This window comes from Kitasatospora sp. NPDC058406 (genome assembly GCF_042722765.1).
GTDB lineage: Bacteria > Actinomycetota > Actinomycetes > Streptomycetales > Streptomycetaceae > Kitasatospora.
The window spans coordinates 1-19,654 of record NZ_JBHXKE010000190.1; the positions used below are offsets into that span (position 1 = coordinate 1).

The following is a 19,654-nucleotide window of genomic DNA, read 5'->3' on the forward strand; positions in this document are numbered from 1 at the left end:
GCTGCCCCGGGACCCGGCCCGGGGCAGCCGGCAGACGCCCGCGGCCTGTTCATCCAGGGGACCCGCCCGTCCGGCGGGCAGCCGGCTTGCGGCCTCGGGGATCAATCAGCCGTGGCGGGCGCTCTCCCTGCCGGATTCTCGTCGGATCAGCGCGGTGCCGGGCGCCCGGTCGGGCGTGCCGGCGGACCGTCCTCGTACCGGGTCGTACGTGGATGATTCGCCGATGCGTGCAGGTGGGAGCACCTCCCCCGGCCGGAGGCCGGGGGGATGCCCCGCCTCGTGCACCCGGCAGGATCCGACGGGGAGGGCTAGCTCGGGCCGACTGCGGCCTCGATGTGGGCGAGCTGGGCGGCGAGGATCTCTTCGAACGCGGCGCGGCGGTCCGCCCCGAGAGGGCGGACGTCGCGGGCGAAGTGGGCCAGGGCCGGGAAGCGTTCGGGGTCGGCGCCGAGTACCGCGACGCGGAACAGCTCCATGCCCTGTTCGTACTCTTCGGGGGTGACGGTGCTGACCCCGGCCTCGGAGGCGATCAACGCGGCGATGAGGACCGCGATCCGGTGGTAGCGCGCCGGGATCTCCTCGTCCGGCAGTCCCGACGCGCGCAGAGCCTCCAGCACCTCTTCCATGACCAGCCGGGAACCGGTGCCGCCTGACGCGTAGCGTCCCCAGACCGCGGCGAGCTGGGGCTGCCGGCCAAAGGCCTCTCTCACGCGCAGGGCCAGGGCGGTGATGCGCTGCTTCCAGTCACCCTCGGGGCGGTGCCCGTCCATGGCCTCGAGAAGGATCCGGTCGGCGACCGCGCGCAGCAGTTCGGTCTTGCTGCGGAAGTGCCGGTAGAGGCTGGAGGAGTCGGTCCCGAGGGCCGCCGCCAGCTTGCGCACGCTGAACGAATCCGCGTCGCCCGTGCGCAGCAGCTCCGCCGCCGCATCCAGGATCTCTTCGGTCGACCAGCGCCTTCGGCCTGCCATCTTGCTCCTCTCGCCGGATCTCAGCCTAACCCATGCACTTGGTGTTGCACGCACCGCGTGCATAATGAGGACATGGATATGCCGCACGGCCCGGCAGGAGACGGGCCGGTGTGCCGTGCGTGCCTTGTCATCCGGGTCGGGCGGCCGGTGCGGCGCTCACCCCGAGGAACACGAAAGGACGCATGACGTGAAGAACCCACTGGATTCCGCGGCCTTGGACGCCGCCATCGAGGACGTCCACCGCGCCGGGATGCCGGGCCTGTTCGCCGAGGTGCGGGACGACGGCCAGGTCTGGCGCGGCGCCGCCGGGGTCGCCGATGTCACCACCGGCCGCCCCGTCACCGCCGGCATGCGGCACCGCGTCGGCAGCATCACCAAGACCTTCACCGCCGCCGCCGTCCTGCAGCAGGTCGAGAGCGGTCACCTCGGCCTCGACACACCGATCGGCCGGTACCTTCCGAAGCTGGTCCCCGGCGAACGCGGTGACGCCATCACGGTCCGGATGCTGATCAACCACACCAGCGGCCTCGCCGAGTACCTTCCGTACGCCTATCCCTCCCTCAAGGCGCTCCCCGCCCTCGCGGACACCGGACCGCAGAGCCTGGACGACCATCGCCTCACGCGGTTCGACCCCGCTGAACTGATCGAGATGGGGGTCGGCGCGCCGGCCGTCGGTGTCCCGGGCGGCACTCCGGGCGTGTACTCCAACACCAACTACCTGCTCCTCGTCCAACTCCTGGAACAGGTGACCGGCACGACGGCCGAGCGGTACATCACCCGGAACGTCATCGAGCGCGCCGGGCTCCGGGACACCGAACTCCCCGCCGGGCCGCACGTCACCGGGCCGCACTCGAAGCTCTACGAGGCGTGGTTCGGCATGATCGACCCGCCGCGCGACTACAGCGTCTACGACATGTCGTGGGTGGGGCCGTCGGCCTCGCTGATATCGACCGTCGCGGACCTCAACCGCTTCTACGGCATGCTGCTGGCCGGGAAGATCGTCAGCCCGTCGTCGCTGGCACAGATGCAACACACCGGCCCGGTCATCTCCCAGGAGGGGAAGACGATCGACTACGGCCTCGGCCTGTACCCGGTGGAGAGTCCCGGTCAGGGCACCTTCTGGGGCCACGGCGGCACGGTCTGGGGTGGCGGGGCACTGGCCATGATCCGTGCCGACGGCAAGCGACAGATGGCGGTCGCGGTGAACATGCAGAGGTGGAACAGGCTCGACTCCTCCGGCAGGCCGCAGCCTCACCCCATCGACGACGCGCTTGCGACGCTGTACCGGATCGCGATGTACGGCTGACCGAAACCGCCCGCGACCTCCGGGTGGACATCAACCAGTTGCTCCCGCGCATCGAGCCCCACCCTCGTGATCGGCGGCAACCGGGTCCTCACCGTCCCGGTCGAGCACAGCCGCGCCCTCCGCGTCGAGCTCGGCCAACCCCTTCGCCGAGCTCGACGCGCGCCACGTGCTGTTCCACGAGCTGGAGGACGCGTTCGTCCGACTCGCGCCCGACTTCACGGACGTCCGAGACGTCCGAGACGTACGGCGGTTCAGGCGATGAGCAGGCGCAGGCCGAGCTCGGCCGCGTCGAGGGCGACGAGGTCGCGGTTGCGTTCGGCCCAGCGGCCCGAGGAGAGGTCGTCGCGGAGTCCGAAGCCCAGCCGACGGGAGGCGAGCACCTCCCGCAGCCGCTCCGCGTCCGCCGCCGCGTAGGCCCGGTACCCGGCCCCGGTCCGCGCGGACGGCTGCACGAGGCCGATCTCGTCGTAGTGGTGCAGCGTGCGGACGCTCACGTCGGCCAGCTCGGCCACACGCCCCACGGTCAGGTGCTCCTCCACGCCGCCGACGATGCCGCATGACGCCGCGTGAGGGTCGAGCACCCCACTCCCGCCCCCGCAGCACCTCGTGCGGCTGCGTACGACCGGGCTCCGCCGCCACCGGTCGCCGACCCGACCGTCATACCGGTGCTCGGCCCCAGGCGGCGAGGGCCTCGAAGTCGGCTGCGGTCAGCCCGCGGGCGGGATGCACCCGGTGCAGCAGCGCGGGACCGGCATGGTGCTCGGCCACGTACGCACGGTCGGCCGGACCGATGTCGTCGTCCACCCAGGCGAACGGCCGTCCGGCAGCCCAGTCGACGATCGGCCAGGTCTTCGGGCAGGTGTCGTCCGGCCGCCACTCCGCCGGGCCCGGCAGCGGGATGTGCGGCAGCTCCGGCAGCCCGAGCGCCGGACCGATCCACGCGTTCGCGCCGTCCTGCCAGGTGGTCGCCCAGACGAGGTCGTACGGGAGTGCCCGCAGCTGCGCGCCGTGCGCCCGGTCCAGCCAGACCTCCACCGGCCCGGAGGCCCAGGCAGGTTCGGTCCGGAGCGGCCGGTACGTCGGCGGGCGCTCCGCCGCCGTCGCGTAGTACGGGTTGAGCGGTCCGTCGACGTCCAACAGGAGCAGGGGGCGTGGATCCACGGTACGGAACCGTACCGGGCGTCCGGTGTCCGGCATGATCGAAAACGGCTCGCAGCCGGGGCCGCGGGGCACCGATAATGCGCGCATGACGAACAGCACGCCACGCGGGACCGCGGAATCCTGGACCGTTTCGGCCGCCGACGTCGGCTCCCCGGAGGCCCTGGCGCTGCTGCGGGAGTACTACGTGGACGTCGCCAACCGGTACTACCGGCTCCACCTCGGCCGGGAGGGCACCGCGCAGGAGATCGAGGCCGGGCTGGCCGACTCGCCCAGCGACGACCTCGCCCCGCCCACCGGGGTGTTCCTGCTCGGGCGGTACGACGGCGCGGCCGACGCCTGCGCCGGCCTGCGGGTGCTCGACCCCCGGACGGTGGAGCTGACCAGGGTGTACGTACGCCCTTCGCGGCGCGGCACCGGCGGGGGCGCGCAGCTGCTGGCCGCCGTCGACGAGGCGGCCCGGGAGCTCGGCGCCGCGCGGGTCGTGCTCGACACCCGTCTCGACCTGGTCGAGGCCCGCACGCTGTACCTCCGGCACGGCTACCGGGACATTCCCGCCTACAGCACCAGCCCCTACGCCGAGGTCTGGTACGGCAAGGACCTCGCGCCCGGCCGGACGGACCGCGCGGCCGGGGGCTCCGCCCCGGCCGGACGCAGCGTGCCGGCACCGGCGGTCGGCAGGCACCGTGCAGACCGTTGAGCTGCTCTGCGACGCGCCGTTCGACCGCGCCGTGCGGACGGTCTGGCAGCGGCTGGCGGACGGCGGCGTGGACAGCCTCGCGCACAACACCCACCCCGGTCACCGCCCGCACCTGACACTGGCCTCGTGCGCCCGGATGCCCGACGGCGCCACCGAGCGGCTCGACCGGCTGCTCCGCGACGCCCTGCCGCTGACGGTCCGGCTGACCGGCCTGCTCTCGTTCAGCGCGCGCAGCCGACGGCGGGTGCTGAGCCTGCCGGTGGTGCCGACCCTCGATCTGGTCCTGTTGCACCACCGCGTCTGGGAGGCGCTGGACGGGGCCGAGGACCCGGACCAGCACTACGTGCCGGGCCGCTGGTCCCCGCATCTGTCGCTCACCCGCCGCCTCACCCCCGAGGACGTCGCCCTCGCCCACACCCTGCTCGGCCGGCACCCCGACCACGTCGGCAGCTTCGACGCGGCCCGCAGCTTCGACTCCGAGACGCAGCTGGCCCGCCCACTGGGCGCGGGGTGAGGACCGGATCGCCGAACGCCACGCGATCCGCGCCTACCTGACGTACCGTCAGTTCGGCGCGGAGGCCGGGGTATCCAGGGCTGCCGCGAGTTCGGCGGCGTCGGGCGGGTTGGCGCCGGGGCGGGAGACGGTCAGCGCCGCCGCGGTGGCGGCCCGGGTCAGCGCCTCGTCGAGACCCGCGCCGGTGTGGCGGGCGTGGAGCAGCGCGGCCGTGAAGGCGTCGCCGGCGCCGACGGTGTCGGCGACCTCGACCGGGCGGGCCGGCACCTCGCTGCGGCGACCGTCGGAGGTGACGGCGAAGGCGCCGTCGGGCCCGAGCGTGACCGCGACGGTGGCCGGGCCGAGGCCGAGCCAGTGGCGGGCGACGTCCTCGGGGTCACGGCCCGGGTAGAGCCAGGCGAGGTCCTCGTCGCTCGCCTTGACGAGGTCGCTGAGCCCGACGCACCGTTCGACCCGGCGGACGGCCTCGTCGCGCCCTCCCAGCAGCGCGGGCCGGACGTTCGGGTCGTAGCTGACGCCCGCACGGCCTCGCCAGTGCTCCACCAGCGCGAGCACCGAGGCCGCGCCGGGCTCCGTGACTGCGGCGATCGAGCCGATGTGCAGGTGGCCGGGCGGGTGCGGGAGTTCACCGGCCGGGAGGGTCCAGCCGATGTCGAAGGTGTAGCGGGCCCGCCCCTCGCCGTCGAGCCGGACCACCGCGGAGGGGGTGCGCAGCCCCTCCGCCGGGCCGGCGAGGACGGCGACGCCGGCCGACTCCAGGTGGGCCCGGATCAAGCCGCCGTAGGGGTCGTCGCCGAGCTGGGTCAGCAGGGCGGTCGGCAGCCCGAGCCGGGCCAGCCCGTACGCGACGTTGGCCGGGCTGCCGCCGGGGTGGACGGTGTCGGGCGCGCCGTCGGTGCGGACGACGTCGGCGACGCATTCGCCGATCACCACGAAGTGCGGGCTGGTCACGGGGCTGCTCCTGCCGGTCCGGGGCACCGGCGGGGCTGCTGGGCGGCCGGCACGGCTGCCCAGCCTACGAGGCGGCGGTCCGGCGCGGTCCGGCGCGGACGGCGGGCGCGCAGACAGCGGCTGCACCACCGGCGGACGCGGGCGGGCCGGGCGGGAGCAGCGGGGCGGTCGGTCGGGGACGGCCGGCCGCAGGGGTGCGGCCGGGGAGCGCGGGTGCGACCGTAGGCATGAGTACGGCCGCCGGACCTGGCCAGGTTCTCCGGCGACCGTGGCCCCGCCCGTCAGGGGGTGGGGCTCTCCGAACCTATGACACTGCGCAGCCGCCCGGCTACCGCACTGGTCCGTCCGAGGGACGGCCGCGTGTCGTGCGGCGGCGGCAGGGTCGACGGGAGCGAACGGACTGGGGGTTGTCGGACCCCTCTGCTACGTTCCGTGTCCGGAAGGTCGCTCTGCGGGACCGGGCCGCGCCCGGGCCGTGGAGCGCGCCGTACGACACGAGAGAGGTGATCACCTTGTCGAGGTGCCGCTCCGCCCTTGCCGCCGCCCTCGCCCTCACCGCCACCGCCCTGCTCGGCCTCGCCCCGCCGGTCTCGGCCGTCCCGGTACCGGGCGCGGACGTGGGCGCGGAGGCGACCGCGGGCACCGGGGACCCGGTGTTCCCCTCGCTCGGCACGACCGACTACGACGCGCTCGCCTACGACCTCGCCCTCACGTACCGGGCCGACACCCGCACCGTGGACGGCACCACCGTGCTGACCGCCCGGGCGCTCACGGCGCTGCGCAGCCTGGAGCTGGACGCCCTGGGGCTGACCGTGCACGCGGTCCGGGTCGACGGCCGGCCGGCGGAGTTCCGCACGCACGACGAGAAGCTGACCGTGGTACCCGCCCGGCCCGTGCGGCGCGGCGCGGCCCTGCGGGTGGAGGTCGCCTACACGGCCGATCCGCGGGCCGCGCTGCCGCACACCGGCTGGGTGGTGACACCCGACGGCTTCGCGGTGGCGGGCCAGCCGGACGGCGCGCACACCGTCTTCCCGTGCAACGACCGCCCCGGCGACAAGGCCCGCTTCGCCATCGCCGTCACCGCGCCGGACGGTCTGTACGGCGTGGCCAACGGACTGCTCGCCGCCACCGAGCCGAACACCGACGGCACCACCACGCGGCGCTACCGCTCACGGGAGCCGATGGCGACCGAGCTGGTCCAGATGTCGGTGGGCCGGTACACGGTGCGTGAGAGCCGGGGCCCGGGCGGGCTGCCGCTGCGGGACGTCGTCCCCACCGCGCGCGCCGCCGCGCTGGAGCCCGCCCTCGCGCTGACCCCCGGACAGCTCGCCTGGGCGGAGGCGCACCTCGGCCGGTTCCCGTTCGAGACGTACGGCCTGATGCCCGCCGACACGGACGACCCGGCGGCGTTCGACTTCACCGGACTGGAGACGCAGACGCTCACGCTCTACAAGCCGAACTTCCTCCGCCAGCCCGAGCACCTGATCGGCTCGCACATGGTGCACGAGCTGGTGCACTCCTGGTTCGGCAACAGCGTCTCCCCCGGCACCTGGGCCGACCTCTGGCTGAACGAGGGCCACGCCGACTTCTACGGCCTGATGTACCGCTACGAGCGCGGTTGGCCGGACTCGTCCGGCTACACCACCCTCGCGGACCGGATGCGGTCGGTGTACGCCAAGGGCGACCAGTGGCGCCACGACTCCGGCCCGGTCGCCGCCCCGACCGCCGCCACCCTCTTCGACAGCCAGCGGTACACCGGCGGAGCGCTGGTCCTGTTCGCCCTGCGGGAGCGGGTCGGCGCCGAGGTGTTCGACCGGATCGAGCGGGCCTTCCTCCAGCGCCACCGGAACGGCAGCGCCACCACCGCCGACTTCCTGCGGACCGCCGACGAGGTCTCCGGGCAGCAGCTGAGCGGGTTCCTGACGGAGTGGCTGTACGGCGAGCACACCCCGCCGATGCCGGGCCACCCGGACTGGACGGTGGACCAGGTGGAACGCGCCGCCCGCCGGAGCACCGAGGCACCGCGCGGCTCCGGAACGCTCTGAGACCTGGGCGGCTCTGAACCTGGACGGCTCCGGATCCCCGCAGGTTCGGCCCTCCGAACCTGCGGTCCGGACCGGTCGGGCGGACCGACGCGCCGGGTCGGTGCGCCCTGGCGCCGTCCGCGCGCCCCTGGACGGCCCCGGCGGACGCGCGGATCGTGGTGTCCACGGCCCGCCCGCCGCCCGGCAAAGTCCCGGCCGGCTCGCGGGCCGTCCACCGTCCGGGAACGGACCACCGTTTCGAGAACCGGTCACCGGACGCGAGACCCACCGCCGCGCGGGACCGGGGGCGCCGTACGGGGCGGTTCCCGGTTCACCTACCGTGGAGCCGACCCCTGCCGGGTCGCAGCCCTACGTCCGGCCGACGGCGGAACGGACACCGCCCGTCCGGCCGGGGCTCGGAATGTCACTGCGGCGAGGCAACCGGAAGCCCGGTCCAACGCGTTCAGCAGCCGTGAGAACGACAGCGAGGACACGGCGGCCACGGCCGACCTGCAGGGCCTCCGTCGTCGGCACGGCGGCGGAGGCGACCGAGACAACGGCGGAAACGGCATGGCGGGGGCAGCAGGATGAGGGACGCGACACCGGACTTCGAGGAGTTCGTCGCCGCCCGCAGCCCTCGGCTGCTCCGGATGGCGTGGCTGCTCACGGGCGATCCGCATCTGGCCGAGGATCTGTTGCAGACCGCGCTCGCCAAGGTCTGGCCCCGTTGGGAGCAGATCTCCATCGACCGGCCCGAGGCGTACGTCCGGCGGGTGCTGGTGAACTCGCACGTCTCCTGGTGGCGCCGGCGCTGGCACGGGGAACTGCCGCACGACCGGCTGCCCGAGCCGCCGACCGACGCGGACCCGTTCGAGGACGTGGTGGTCGGCCAGGTGGTGGCCGCCGCCGTCCGGGCACTGCCGGCGCGGCAGCGGGCCGTCGTGGTGCTGAGATTCTTCGAGGACCTCAGTGTGGAGGAGACCTCCGAGGTCCTGGGTTGTTCCCCGGGCACGGTCAAGAGTCAGACGCACCGCGCCCTTCAGGCCCTGCGGGGCAAGATGCCCACCCGCGAGCTTCTGCTGCACGGAGGACACCGTGACGGGGCGTGAGTCCGACCCGGACGACGGCAGGCCGACCGGCCCCGAGGTCGAGGACGAACTGCGGATCCTGCTCCACCTGGCCGCCCCTCACCTCACGGCGCCCGACGACCGGATGGCCAGGGTCCGCGAGCGGGCCGCCCGGACCCGGCGGCGGCGCCGCACCGCCGCCCTCTCGACCGGGCTGGCCGTCGGCCTGACCGCCGCCGTGCTGGCCGCCGCCCCTGCCCTGGCACCGGGCCCCCCGGGTACGGCGCTCGCTCCGGGGTCCTCCGGACCCGTCGCGCCCGGCTCGGTGCCCCCGGGCGCGTCAGCGAGTGCGTCACCGGATGCCGCCCCGAGCGCGTCACCGAGCCGCAGCACCGGATCGGACACCGGCGGGCCGGTCAGGTTCCCCGAGCTGGACGGGGTGATCATCGACATCCCGCCCGACTGGTACCGGTTGTCGGTCCCCGGCACCGACAACCGGAAGGACGACACCGCGTACGCGCGCGGCTACACCGCCAGCCAGCCCCTCGTCGGCGAGCTGGGGTGCCCGACCAGGAACGGGACCAGGGAACGGGTCTGCCTGGCCGACGGGGCGCTCGACGCCGGCGGGATGCTGGTCGGCCTCACGCTCGTCCGGGACCCGGTGGTGACGGGCGAGCAGAAGGGCCAGACGGGGCCCCTCTTCTACGCGGTACCCGAGAAGTCCTGTGTCGTCCAGGGCGGAACCCGTACGCTCCGGGGATACCGGACGGTGCAGGCGCCGTCCGGGCCGGCGGTCGTCGAGCTGACCGCGTGCCTGCGCGTGTCGGACGCCGTGTCGGTGCTGGCGGTGGAGCGGATCCTCGACTCGATCCGGGTGACCGGCGGGGCCGTGGACGCCCCGACCATCGCCCCCGAGTGACGGCGGGCCGGGGCCGGGCGGCCGGAGCGAGCCGGGGCGGCCGGGGCGGGACAGCCGGGGGCGGCCCGTAACCCGAGTGGCGCAGCGTCGTTGGACAGGGCATGAAGAAGCGCAGCATGCTCGCCGTCGCCTCGCTCGCCGTGGGCGTCGTGGCCTCCCTGACCGCTCCCAGCGCCCACGCCTCCGCCGTCGGCGGGCAGGGTGACCTGGCCGGGCCGCTCCAGGGCGCGCTGCCGGCCTCGGCGCCGGACGCGCTGCCCGGCCAGGTCGGAGACGCCGGCGGGGTGGTCGGGGAGGCGACCGGGTACGTGACGGGCCAGGCGCCCGGGCTGGTCGGGCTGCCCTCCTGACACTCGACCTGACCTCGACCTGACACTCGGCCGGACGCTCCTGCGGACCGTGGGCGCAACGGTCGGTCACGCGGGCGCGGTCGCCCCGCCGATGACCCTGCGGGCCCGGTGGCCCTGGCCGGACCGCGTGGTCCGGCCGGGGATCAGCCGAGCGGCGCGCCGAGGTCCTGGGTCCAGTAGAGGCCGGCCGGGCCGCCGGCCACGCCGATGCCGACGTCCTTGAAGGCGCAGTCCAGCATGTTCGACTGGTGGATCCCGCCGTCCATCCAGCGGGAGAAGACGACGGCCGGGGCGCTCGGTCCCCGGTCGAGGTTCTCGCCCCACTGCGACCAGCGGTAGCCGGCCGCTCCCAGCCGGGAGTCCGCGCGGGTGCCGTCCGGACTGATGTGGTCGAAGAACGCGCGCGCCACCATGTCCTCGGAGTGCTTCTGGGCGGCCGCGTGCAGCTTGGGGTCGATCCGCAGCGGGCCGCAGCCGATCCTGGCACGCTCGGCGTTGACCAGGTCCACCAGCTGGCGCTCCGGGCTGGGCGGCGGAGTGGCCGAACGGCTGCTGCTCGGGTTCACCGTGGCCGGCGGTGTGCTCGGCACGGGCGGCTCGACGGGCGCGGGCACGGCAGCGGCCGTGACGGTCGGGGACGGCACCGCGCTCGGGGTCTCCGGCCGGGGCTCCGGCGGTGCGGGTATCGAGACCGTCGACGGCGTGTCGGGGGCGGCGGCGGGGGTGGTCGGTTCGGGCACGGTCTCGCCGGGCTGCGGGTGGTGGGGCCAGACCATGGCGAGTGTCGCCGCCGCCAGCACGGCCGCCGTTCCGCCGGCCAGGACGGTCTTCCGACGGGCGAACTCGGCCCAGCCGCCGTGCCCTCCGGCCGGGTCGGCCGGGGGCGCACCGGAGCCGCCGGGCGCCGTGGCGCCGGACCCGGTCCCTCCGGAGCCGGCGGGCGGAGCGGCCGAGGCGGCGGAGGCGGCCTGAAGGGCGAGCCCGGTCGGGGAGTCCATCGGGACGGGGACCAGGGCCAGACCGGCCAGCAGTCCCTCGGCCGGGAAGAGGTCGCGGCCCAGTCCGTCGCAGGCGGCGCAGGCCCGGATGTGCCGGGCGATCCGCTTGCGCCAGACCGAGTCGGGCGCGCCGTCCCATCCTCCGGTGAGTTCGGCCAGTTCGGGGCACCGCGGGTAGGCGGTCAGCGCACGGACCACCACCCGGCCCGCCTCCAGTTGCTTCTTCATCCGCTGCACCCGGACGGCGGTGTGCTGGGGAGTCAGGTCGAGCGCGGCGGCCAGCTCGGCGCGGGTGAGTTCACCGCTCGCCTCCAGCCACCAGAGGGCGAGCAGTTCCTGGTCGTCCGGGTCCAGCCAGCGGGTGGCCTCGGCGACCTCCCGGCGCTGGCCGGAGAGGCCGAGCCGGAGGATGGTCAGATCGGTGAAGTCCGCGCGGGGGTCGGCCAGCTCCCAGGTCTCGTCGAGACCGCCCACGGCGGCCTGCTGCTGCCCGGTCGACCGCCGACGGACCTGGTTCATGGTGATCGCGACCAGCCAGGAGCGGAACGCCTCGGGGTCGCGCAGGCCGTCCAGGCCGTCGAGGGCCCGGATCATCGTCTCCTGCGCGACGTCGTCCACGTCGGCATGGCCGTTCAGCGCCCGGCCGGCAACGTTGTAGACCAGCGGGAGCCAGGCGGCGACCAGCGCTTCCCGCGCCTGCGGGTCGCCCGCCTGGGCCGCGAGCACCAGGGTCGTCCCGGTCCTGCTCTGCACGTCAACGTTCATGGGTCCGCACTCCGTCTTGCTGTCGTCCGTCCGCCGCTGCCTCCTCGGAGACCTTCGGGGAGTGCTCAGATAACAACAATTCGCGCGGATTCGGAAAATCCGAGGTCAGCGGGGGTCCGCCCCGATCGGCCCCGGCCCCGACCCCTGCCGCCGGGGCCGAACGCGGGACCGGATCCGGGACGCGGGACACGGGGCGCGGTCACGACGGTGAGGCGAAGACCTGCGTCCACCAGGGGCCGCCGGATCCGGTCCGGACGCCCACACCGATCTGCTTGAAGGAGCAGTTGAGGATGTTGGCCCGGTGCCCGGGGCTGTTCATCCACGACTCCATGACCGCCGCCGGGTCCTTCTGGCCGCGCGCGATGTTCTCGCCCCAGCTGCTCCAGCGGTAGCCGGTCGCCTCGATGCGCTGGTCGGCGTGGTTGCCCTCGGGGCTGGCGTGGTCGAAGTAGCTGCGGTTCGCCATGTCCTCGCTGTGGACCTGGGCGGCGGTGTTCAGCCGGGAGTCCACGGTGAGCGGCCCGCAGCCGGCCTGGGCGCGCTGGGTGTTGACCAGGTCCGCCACCTGCTGCGCGTACTGGCTGTTCGACCCGCCGGGGCCGGCGGTGGAGGTCGGCCGGGCGCTGGTCGCGGACGGCTTGGCGGGGGCGGTGGTGACGGTCGTGGCGGCGGGAGACTCCGGCTTCGCGGTGGCGGACGCGGAGGTGCTCGCGGCGGGGTTGCGCGGCGTGCCGGAGCCGGAGACGGGCGCGGCCGAGCCGGACGGACCAGGCACGGCCGCGGAGGCCGACGGCAACGGCGTCGTCGACGGTGCGGTGGACGTGCCACCGGTGGACGTGCCGCCGGTGGCCGGGGCCGCGGTCGCGGCGCGGGCCGGGTCACCGGCGGCCGGGGAGGCCGCGGCCACGGCGGCCGGGTCGACGGCGCCGGCCCCGGGGACCTGGATGCCGTCATGGTCGCCGGCCTCGGCCGCGATCAGCGCCTCGTAGGCCACGGCCTGCTGCCCGCCGTCGGTGCCCTCCTCGCCGCGGTACACCGCGAATCCGGCGCCGGCCAGCGCGGCTATCACCCCGGTCCCCGCGACGGCTGCGACCACCGCCACGATCGGTCCGAGGCCGCCGCGCCGCCGGCCGCGGCGGCCGGACCCGCGACGCCGTGCGGCGGCCCGCCGCGCGGCGCGTCCACCGACGCCGTCCTGGCGTCCGGTCGCGGGGAGGATGGTCGTCCGGTCTTCGCTGTTCACCTGCGCACGCTTCCTGTATCCGGGTCCGTCGGGAGGGTGCCGACACCTGGGAGACCCCGCGGCGGAGGGGGGATAACAGAAAGTACGAACGAATTTCCGAAGCATCTCGGCCAGGCGCGGCAAGAGTACGCGGTCGCGGTCAGGTCGCCCGTCGACGGGCCCGCTTCGCCTCGCGGTCGACCGCCCAGGCGTCGGCGACCGGCCCGAGGTGACCGAGCTTGTCGGGGTTGATCACGCTGCGGACGGTCTGGATCCGCCCGTCCAGCACATCGAGGACCAGGACGTACAGGACCCTGCCGTCGCGGTCGCGGAAGATCGCACCGGGCTGGCCGTTGACCTGGTGAGGTTCGAACGACACGTCGACCCGGGCCAGCAGGGGGAAGACCGTGCCCAGCAGCCGGGCCACGCTCTCCGCGCCGACGACCGCCCTGGCCAGCTGCGGGGCCTTGCCGCCGCTGTCCCCGACCAGCTGCACGTCGGCGGCCAGCAGATGCCGGAGCCCGCCCACGTCGCCGTCCTTCAGCGCGCCGAGGAACCGCGTCGCCAGTTCCCGACGCTCCCGGCGGTCCACGTCGAACCGCCGCCGCCCCGCCTCCATGTGACGCCGCGCCCGCACGAGGAGTTGCCGGCACGCCGTCTCCGAACGCCCGACCGCCGCGGCGACGTCGTCGAAGCCGAAGGCGAACACCTCCCGCAGCACGAACACCGCCCGCTCCGGTGGACTGAGCCGTTCCAGCAGCACCAGCGCCGCCATCGACACCGAGTCGGCCAGCTCCACCGACCGCGCCGGGTCCTCGTACGGATCGTTCAGCAGCGGCTCGGGAAACCACGGCCCGACGTACGCCTCCCGTCGCACCCGCGCGGAACGCAGCACGTCGATCGAGAGCCGGGTCACGGTGGCCGACAGGAAGGCCTTGGTCGACGCCGGCCGCGTCGCCGAGCCGTCGAACCGCAGCCAGGCGTCCTGGACGGCGTCCTCGGCCTCGCTCACGCTGCCCAGGATCCGGTACGCGATCGAGAACAGCAGCGGCCTCAGCTCCTCGAACTCCTCGACCTTGCCCATGCCGGCTCCCCTTCCCCCTGCACCCCTCCGGCCCGGCCTCGTCGGCGCAGGCGGCTTTCCATGATCATTCTGACCCCTGGTGCGACGGCACGGGCCCCCGACCCCCGAACCGCAGCCCCCGGGCCCTCCGCCGCCGGGCCGCTCGGCCGGTCCCGGCGACGGCCCCGCGCCACCCGGCCCGCGCCCTCCGCCACGCCACCCGACGCCGGTGCGCATCCCTCCGACGCGCACCCCCGTCCGGCGGCTCGACGGCCTGCCCTCCCCCACGTGCGGCGGGGCCGGCCGCGTGCCGCTACCCCCGTGGGGGTATCTGCGCCGAGGGCTTCCTCGGGTTCTGGCCCACCGTCCTCGACACGGAGGGGGCCGACCCGCGCGACGTGGGCTTCGCGAGGTGGCTCGTCGACACCGAGAAGGTGGTGCTCTCCTCCACGCTCCGCGAGGCGCCCTGGGAGCGCACGACGATCGTCGACGGACCGACCGCCGAGGTGGTCGCGGATCTGAGGTCCGCCGAGGGCGGCGACATCCTCGTGCTCTCCAGCGCGAGCGTCATCAAGGCCCTGCTGGCGGCCGACCTCGTCGACCGTCTGGCGCTCACGGTCTGCCCCGTCTTCCTCGGCGGCGGCCCCCGACTCTTCGACGACGGCCTGCCCACCGGGACGTGGACACTCGCCAGTCAGGCCGCGGGCGAGCACGGCACGGTGGCCGTGGTCTACGACCGGGCCCGCCGAGTCGGGCGCCCGGCCCGCCCGGCCCGGCCACGGACCGGCGCCCCTGCGACCCGACGACCCGGCCGGTCAGTGCCCCGTCGCGGCGACGGAGGCCGCCGGGGGCATGTCGTAGGTGACGAACATCGTGCGGACGGCGACCTGGTCGTACTTGCTGCGGGCCCGGTGGTTGTCGTCGGCGGTGATCCACCGGACCGTGTTCCAGCCCCGTTCGGCGGCGATCCCGCGCAGGCGGGCGAGCAACGCGTCGACCGCGCCGCCGCCGCGGACGGCCGGGGCGACGAAGAGGTCGTCGAGGAAGCCGGCGACGGCGCCGTGCAGGGGGCGGACGAAGGGGCGGTAGTGGGCCAGGCCGACCGGGGTGCCGTCGGTGTCGCGGACCAGCAGGCCGTCCAGCTCATGGGCGGGGTCGGTGAGCCACGACCAGACCAGCTCGGCCTTCTCCTCCGGGCACGGGACCCGGTAGAACGCGCAGTACCCCCGGAACAGCTCCCGCCAGGCGGCGAAGTCCCCGCTGTCCGGGGCGTCCACGGTCCAGCGGGCGGGGGTGGTCTCGGACGTCATGGCGGGCTCCCCGGGTAGCTGCGGTCCTGGTGCGGTCCTGGTGCGGTCCTGCGGTCGCGGGACAGCATGACGGACCGTCGGTTCGGAGCCGATCGACAGTCCGGCCAAGTACGGTCCCGCCCTCACTCCACCGCGGCAGCGGACAGGGCGGCAGGGCGGCAGGGCGGCGCGGAACGGGGCAGCGCGACCGCCCGGCACCCCCGACCGGGAGCGGGACGGGCGGCAGCGGGGCGTGTCCGCCGCGCGCGATCGGTCCGCGTCGTCGATGCTGGACCCCGCCCGCCCACCCGTTCCCCCGTTCCCCGAGGAGCCCGCGATGCTGCTCCGGCACCTGGCCCTGACCTCCCGAGCCGTCGCGGCCGAGCCGGGCCGTCGGGCCAAGACCGAACTGCTCGCGGACTGCCTGCGCGGCCTCGGCCCCGAGGAGGCCCCGGCGGCGGTCGCACTGCTCTCCGGCGAGTCCCAGCGGATGCGGACCGGCATCGGACCGGCCGCCCTGCGCGATCTGCCGCCCGCCGGGGCCGAGCCCGTGCTCGGGGTCCGGGAGACGGAGCGGATCCTGGAGGAGATCTCGGCCGTGCACGGCACGGGCGCCCAGGCCGAGCGGCGCCGGCTGCTGGCGGGCCTCTTCGAGCGGGCCACCGAGGCCGAACAGACCTTCCTCCGCGCGGTCCTGATCGGGGATCTTCGCCAGGGCGCGCTGGACGCGGTGGTGGCCGATGCCGTGGCGCGCGCCGCCGGGGTGCCGGCGGCGGCCGTGCGCCGGGCGCTGATGTTCCGGGGCTCGGCGCGGGCGGTCGCGGCGGCGGCACTGAGCGGCGGCGTGCCGGCGCTGGACGCGTTCCGGCTGGAGGTGGGCCGCCCGGTCCGGCCGATGCTGGCGGCCTCGGCGCCGGACGTCGGGACCGCCCTGGAGCGGATCGACGGCCCGGCGGCACTGGAGTGGAAGCTGGACGGCATCCGGCTCCAGGTGCACCGGGACGGCGGCGAGGTGGCGGCCTTCACCCGCTCGCTGGACGACATCACCGCGCGGGTCCCCGAGGTGGTGGAGGCCGCCCTGGCCCTGCCGGTCCGGTCGGCCGTGCTGGACGGCGAGGCGATCGCGCTCGGCCCCGACGGCCGCCCGCGCCCCTTCCAGGAGACCGCCGCCCGGACCGCCGCCCGCCGGGACCCGGAACGCCTGCGCGCCGAGGTCCCGCTCAGCGTGCACTTCTTCGACCTGCTGCACCGGGACGGCGAGGACCTGGTGGACCGGCCCGGCCGGGAACGCTGGGCCGCCCTGACCGGGGCCGTCCCGGAGGACCTGCGGGTGGCGCGCGCCGAGACCGACGACGGCGACGAGGCGCTGGCCTTCTTCCGGGCCACCCTCGCGCGCGGACACGAAGGGGTGCTGGTCAAGGACCCGGCGGCCGGCTACCGGGCGGGCCGGCGCGGCGCCGGATGGATCAAGGTCAAGCCCCGGCACACCCTGGACCTGGTGGTGCTGGCCGCCGAGTGGGGCAGCGGGCGGCGGAGCGGCCTCCTCAGCAACCTGCACCTCGGTGCCCGCGCGGGCGCCGAACCGGGGCTGGGGCCGTGGGTGATGCTCGGCAAGACCTTCAAGGGGCTGACCGACGAGACTCTCGCCTGGCAGACCGCGGCGCTGCTCGCCCGTGAGGTCGAGCGGGACGCGTGGACGGTACGGGTGCGGCCGGAGCTGGTGGTGGAGATCGCCTTCGACGGTGTGCAGCGCAGTCCCCGCTACCCGGCCGGGCTGGCGCTCCGCTTCGCCCGGGTGGTGCGCTACCGGAGCGACAAGCCCGCGGCCGAGGCGGACACCGTGGCCGCCGTCCGGGAGATCGCCGCCGCCGAAGGGCTGTGAGGACGCCGCGCGACCGGGCCGGGCCACCCGGGCCGGTCGGCCCGCCACTCCGTCCGATCCGCAATCAAACGTCGGTTTTGCCACACGCGTTCACGAGCAGTGGCAAACCGGCCATTCTACGCAAGGCGGCCACGCACTCTTCGTGTGCGACGGGAACTGGGGCTAGGTTGACACCGACAGCGGGGGCGGCACGGCCCGGGCAGTCCGGTGCCACACCAGTGAGAGGTGTCCGACCATGCGCGTGAGTGTCGATCCGGACCGCTGCTGCAGCTCCGGCCAGTGCGTCATGACCGTGCCGGAGCTCTTCGAGCAGGACGACGCGGACGGGCTGGTGAGGCTTCGTCCGGTCGTCGTGGAGCTCTCCCGGTTCGCCGACGTCCGGCTCGCCGCCCAGCTCTGCCCGGGTGGCGCGATCACCGTCACCGAGGGCACCGGCCCCGCCGGGGGCTCCGACGGCCGGACGAGCGGCGACGCGGCGTAGGCACCGGCCCCTCCCCGCCCCTGAACCACCCCGTCGCGCCGCGCCCCGTTCGCCGCACCGTGCCGCGTACCCCGCCTCGCGCATCACTTCACGCATCACTTCGTCGACCTGTGCCCACGTCGTCATACGAGGAGACCTCACCTTGACGAGCACACCCACCGCCCCGGCCCCGCTGCTCCCGGCCCGCCACGACACCCGTTGCCCGTACAGCCCGCCGCCCGTGTACACCGAAGCGGCCGGCTCCGGCCCGGTCAGCCGGGCCGAACTGCCGGACGGCACCTCCTGCTGGCTGGTCACCGGCTACGAGGAGGTCCGCACGGTCCTCTCCGACCGGCGGTTCAGCGCCGACGCCCGCAGGCCCGAGTTCCCGTTCCTCACCGTCGGGCAGCGCGAGATCATCGCCACCAACCCGTCCTTCCTCCGTCTCGACGACCCCGAGCACGCCCGGCTCCGCCGGATGGTCACCGGCGACTTCCTGGTCAGGCGGGTGGAGGCGCTGCGGCCCGGCATCCAGCAGATCGTGGACCGGGCGCTCGACCGGATGACCGCCGAGGGCGCGCCCGCCGACCTGGTCGCCCACTTCGCGCTGCCGGTGCCTTCCCTGGTGATCTGCCTGCTGCTCGGGGTCCCGTACGCGGACCGGGAGGCGTTCCAGGAGCGCAGCCGGCTGCTGCTCACCATCAACGCCGCGAAGGAGGAGGTCGCCCGGGCGCAGAACGAGCTCCTCGACTACCTCGGCGACCTCGCCACCCGCAAGCGGGACCGGCCCGGCGACGACATCCTCAGCCGGCTCGCGACCCGCGACGACCTCACCCCCCGGCAGATCGCCACGACCGGGCTTCTGCTCCTGGTCGCGGGCCACGAGACCACGGCCAACATGATCGGGCTCTCCACCGCCCTGGTGCTGCGCCACCCGGAGCAGGCCGCCCGGCTGGCCGACCCGGCAACGCTCCCCGGAGCGGTGGAGGAGCTGCTGCGGCTGCTCACCATCGTGCACACCGGGGTGCCGCGGCTGGCGGTGGAGGACGTCGACCTGGGCGGCACGCCGGTCCGCGCCGGGGAGGGCGTGATCGCGATGCTGTCGACCGCGAACCGGGACGAGCGGCTGTTCGGCGGCGAGGACCGGCTGCCCACCGACGAGCTGGACCTCGGCCGGGACGCCCGACGGCACGTCGCCTTCGGTTTCGGGGTGCACCAGTGCCTGGGCCAGCCGCTGGCCAGGGCGGAGCTGCAGATCGCGCTGGCCACGCTGTTCCGGCGGCTGCCGGGGCTGCGGCTCGCGGTGCCGGAGAGCGAGCTGGACTTCCGCACCGAGGCGGTGATCTACGGGCTGAGGTCGCTGCCGGTCAGCTGGTGACCTCGGAGGCCGTCGGCCGGCGGGGCGGCCGACCGGGGGCGGGCGGGGTCCCGCGGAGCAGGGCTCGGGGGGGGCGGCCGGGTCGGGTGGTCAGTCACAGGAATGCTCTTCGAAAGGCCGGGCAGCCTTCCCCCCGAAGGTCGCCCGTGCGGCCTCCGTAGGGCCTCCGCACCGTCCTTCGCACGACCTCCCGCCGGCTTCCGGGCCGGTCCGGTTGGCCGTGGCGCGGGCGCGGAGGCAGGCTTGAGGGGCGAGAGAGAGCACGGCCGGTGTCCGTCCGGCACGGCGGCGTGTCGCGCCGGATCGGGGCGGCTCGGCCGGCCCGAGCAGAGGAGCCCGCGATGACCGACATGAGCGCACGCTCCGAGGTGGGCGCCGACCGGGACGAGGACGTCCGCGCGGCCGACCCGGAGGAGGGCATCACCTCGATGCAGAACCAGCACGCGCAGGACACCTCCCAGGCGGAGGGCGATTCCCTGGCGGAGCCGGGGGCGAGCGACTGACCGCTCCCGACGGGGGAGTGACGACGAGGCCGCCCGCTCCCACGGGCGGCCTCCGCGACCGACGGTGCCGCTCCGCGAGCGGTGGCGGACCGCGAGGGAGGATGGGCGCATGACCGAACAGCAGCAGGGCACAGCAC

18 protein-coding genes and 2 pseudogenes are annotated in these 19,654 nt (G+C 75.0%); 12 read left to right on the top strand and 8 right to left on the bottom strand.

Features of this window, described 5'->3' with window-relative positions; all coding sequences use genetic code 11:
- Positions 1 to 308: 308 nt before the first annotated feature.
- The gene (locus tag ACFWOG_RS29655; protein WP_380361913.1) at positions 309 to 968 is read right to left on the bottom strand and encodes a TetR/AcrR family transcriptional regulator; all 660 of its coding nucleotides are present in this window, start codon (positions 966 to 968) and stop codon (positions 309 to 311) included.
- A 187-nt stretch (positions 969 to 1,155) separates the two neighbouring features.
- Between ACFWOG_RS29655 and ACFWOG_RS29660 the strand changes: the two genes are divergently transcribed.
- The gene (locus tag ACFWOG_RS29660; RefSeq protein ID WP_380361915.1) at positions 1,156 to 2,274 is read left to right on the top strand and encodes a serine hydrolase domain-containing protein; all 1,119 of its coding nucleotides are present in this window, start codon (positions 1,156 to 1,158) and stop codon (positions 2,272 to 2,274) included.
- A gap of 341 nt (positions 2,275 to 2,615) precedes the next feature.
- Here the strand turns inward: ACFWOG_RS29660 and ACFWOG_RS29665 are convergent.
- Positions 2,616 to 2,795 (bottom strand): annotated as a pseudogene (locus tag ACFWOG_RS29665) (MerR family DNA-binding transcriptional regulator); the annotation flags it as partial.
- A 136-nt stretch (positions 2,796 to 2,931) separates the two neighbouring features.
- Positions 2,932 to 3,471, bottom strand: a complete 540-nt coding sequence (locus ACFWOG_RS29670; protein WP_329879240.1) for a hypothetical protein — start codon at positions 3,469 to 3,471, stop codon at positions 2,932 to 2,934.
- A gap of 49 nt (positions 3,472 to 3,520) precedes the next feature.
- On the opposite strand from ACFWOG_RS29670, the gene ACFWOG_RS29675 reads away from it, so the two are divergent.
- Positions 3,521 to 4,132: a GNAT family N-acetyltransferase gene (locus tag ACFWOG_RS29675; RefSeq protein WP_380361918.1), complete on the top strand. Its 612-nt coding sequence runs from the start codon at positions 3,521 to 3,523 to the stop codon at positions 4,130 to 4,132.
- Positions 4,119 to 4,646 (top strand): 2'-5' RNA ligase family protein, encoded by a 528-nt coding sequence (locus ACFWOG_RS29680; protein WP_329951768.1) that lies wholly within the window; start codon positions 4,119 to 4,121, stop codon positions 4,644 to 4,646. Before ACFWOG_RS29675 ends, ACFWOG_RS29680 begins: the two co-directional genes overlap by 14 nt.
- Before the next feature lie 48 nt (positions 4,647 to 4,694).
- Here ACFWOG_RS29680 and ACFWOG_RS29685 read toward each other — a convergent pair whose 3' ends face one another.
- Positions 4,695 to 5,597 (bottom strand): carbohydrate kinase, encoded by a 903-nt coding sequence (locus ACFWOG_RS29685; protein ID WP_380361920.1) that lies wholly within the window; start codon positions 5,595 to 5,597, stop codon positions 4,695 to 4,697.
- Between the two features lie 503 nt (positions 5,598 to 6,100).
- Here ACFWOG_RS29685 and ACFWOG_RS29690 point away from each other — a divergent pair.
- From ACFWOG_RS29690 to ACFWOG_RS29705, 4 genes are all read left to right on the top strand, one after another.
- Entirely contained in the window at positions 6,101 to 7,642 is a 1,542-nt protein-coding gene (locus ACFWOG_RS29690; RefSeq protein ID WP_380361922.1) for a M1 family metallopeptidase, read from the top strand.
- A 566-nt stretch (positions 7,643 to 8,208) separates the two neighbouring features.
- Positions 8,209 to 8,730 carry a SigE family RNA polymerase sigma factor gene (locus ACFWOG_RS29695; RefSeq protein ID WP_329879245.1) on the top strand — a complete coding sequence of 174 codons (522 nt, stop codon included), beginning with the start codon at positions 8,209 to 8,211 and terminating at the stop codon, positions 8,728 to 8,730.
- Positions 8,717 to 9,607: a hypothetical protein gene (locus tag ACFWOG_RS29700; RefSeq protein ID WP_380361925.1), complete on the top strand. Its 891-nt coding sequence runs from the start codon at positions 8,717 to 8,719 to the stop codon at positions 9,605 to 9,607. Before ACFWOG_RS29695 ends, ACFWOG_RS29700 begins: the two co-directional genes overlap by 14 nt.
- Positions 9,608 to 9,708: 101 nt before the next feature.
- Entirely contained in the window at positions 9,709 to 9,957 is a 249-nt protein-coding gene (locus tag ACFWOG_RS29705) for a hypothetical protein (protein ID WP_329879247.1), read from the top strand.
- Between the two features lie 143 nt (positions 9,958 to 10,100).
- Here ACFWOG_RS29705 and ACFWOG_RS29710 read toward each other — a convergent pair whose 3' ends face one another.
- The 3 genes from ACFWOG_RS29710 to ACFWOG_RS29720 form a co-directional block, all read right to left on the bottom strand.
- The gene (locus ACFWOG_RS29710) at positions 10,101 to 11,720 is read right to left on the bottom strand and encodes a sigma-70 family RNA polymerase sigma factor (protein WP_329951772.1); all 1,620 of its coding nucleotides are present in this window, start codon (positions 11,718 to 11,720) and stop codon (positions 10,101 to 10,103) included.
- 199 nt (positions 11,721 to 11,919) lie between these two features.
- On the bottom strand, positions 11,920 to 12,963 hold the full coding sequence (locus tag ACFWOG_RS29715; protein WP_380361928.1) for a CAP domain-containing protein: 1,044 nt from the start codon (positions 12,961 to 12,963) through the stop codon (positions 11,920 to 11,922).
- Positions 12,964 to 13,102: 139 nt separating this feature from the next.
- Positions 13,103 to 14,026 (bottom strand): RNA polymerase sigma-70 factor, encoded by a 924-nt coding sequence (locus tag ACFWOG_RS29720; protein ID WP_380361930.1) that lies wholly within the window; start codon positions 14,024 to 14,026, stop codon positions 13,103 to 13,105.
- 302 nt (positions 14,027 to 14,328) lie between these two features.
- Here ACFWOG_RS29720 and ACFWOG_RS29725 point away from each other — a divergent pair.
- Positions 14,329 to 14,751, top strand: a pseudogene (locus tag ACFWOG_RS29725) (dihydrofolate reductase family protein); the annotation flags it as partial.
- 69 nt (positions 14,752 to 14,820) lie between these two features.
- Here ACFWOG_RS29725 and ACFWOG_RS29730 read toward each other — a convergent pair.
- Positions 14,821 to 15,315, bottom strand: a complete 495-nt coding sequence (locus tag ACFWOG_RS29730) for a GNAT family N-acetyltransferase (RefSeq protein WP_380361932.1) — start codon at positions 15,313 to 15,315, stop codon at positions 14,821 to 14,823.
- Positions 15,316 to 15,631: 316 nt separating this feature from the next.
- Here ACFWOG_RS29730 and ACFWOG_RS29735 point away from each other — a divergent pair, with 316 nt between their 5' ends.
- The 4 genes from ACFWOG_RS29735 (at position 15,632) to ACFWOG_RS29750 (ending at position 19,517) form a co-directional block, all read left to right on the top strand.
- Complete coding sequence (locus tag ACFWOG_RS29735; protein ID WP_380361934.1) at positions 15,632 to 17,176, top strand: ATP-dependent DNA ligase; 1,545 nt, start codon at positions 15,632 to 15,634, stop codon at positions 17,174 to 17,176.
- A gap of 235 nt (positions 17,177 to 17,411) precedes the next feature.
- On the top strand, positions 17,412 to 17,657 hold the full coding sequence (locus tag ACFWOG_RS29740) for a ferredoxin (protein ID WP_329879252.1): 246 nt from the start codon (positions 17,412 to 17,414) through the stop codon (positions 17,655 to 17,657).
- Between the two features lie 142 nt (positions 17,658 to 17,799).
- Positions 17,800 to 19,014, top strand: a complete 1,215-nt coding sequence (locus ACFWOG_RS29745) for a cytochrome P450 (protein ID WP_380361937.1) — start codon at positions 17,800 to 17,802, stop codon at positions 19,012 to 19,014.
- A 341-nt stretch (positions 19,015 to 19,355) separates the two neighbouring features.
- Positions 19,356 to 19,517: a hypothetical protein gene (locus tag ACFWOG_RS29750; RefSeq protein WP_329879254.1), complete on the top strand. Its 162-nt coding sequence runs from the start codon at positions 19,356 to 19,358 to the stop codon at positions 19,515 to 19,517.
- Positions 19,518 to 19,654 lie beyond the last annotated feature (137 nt).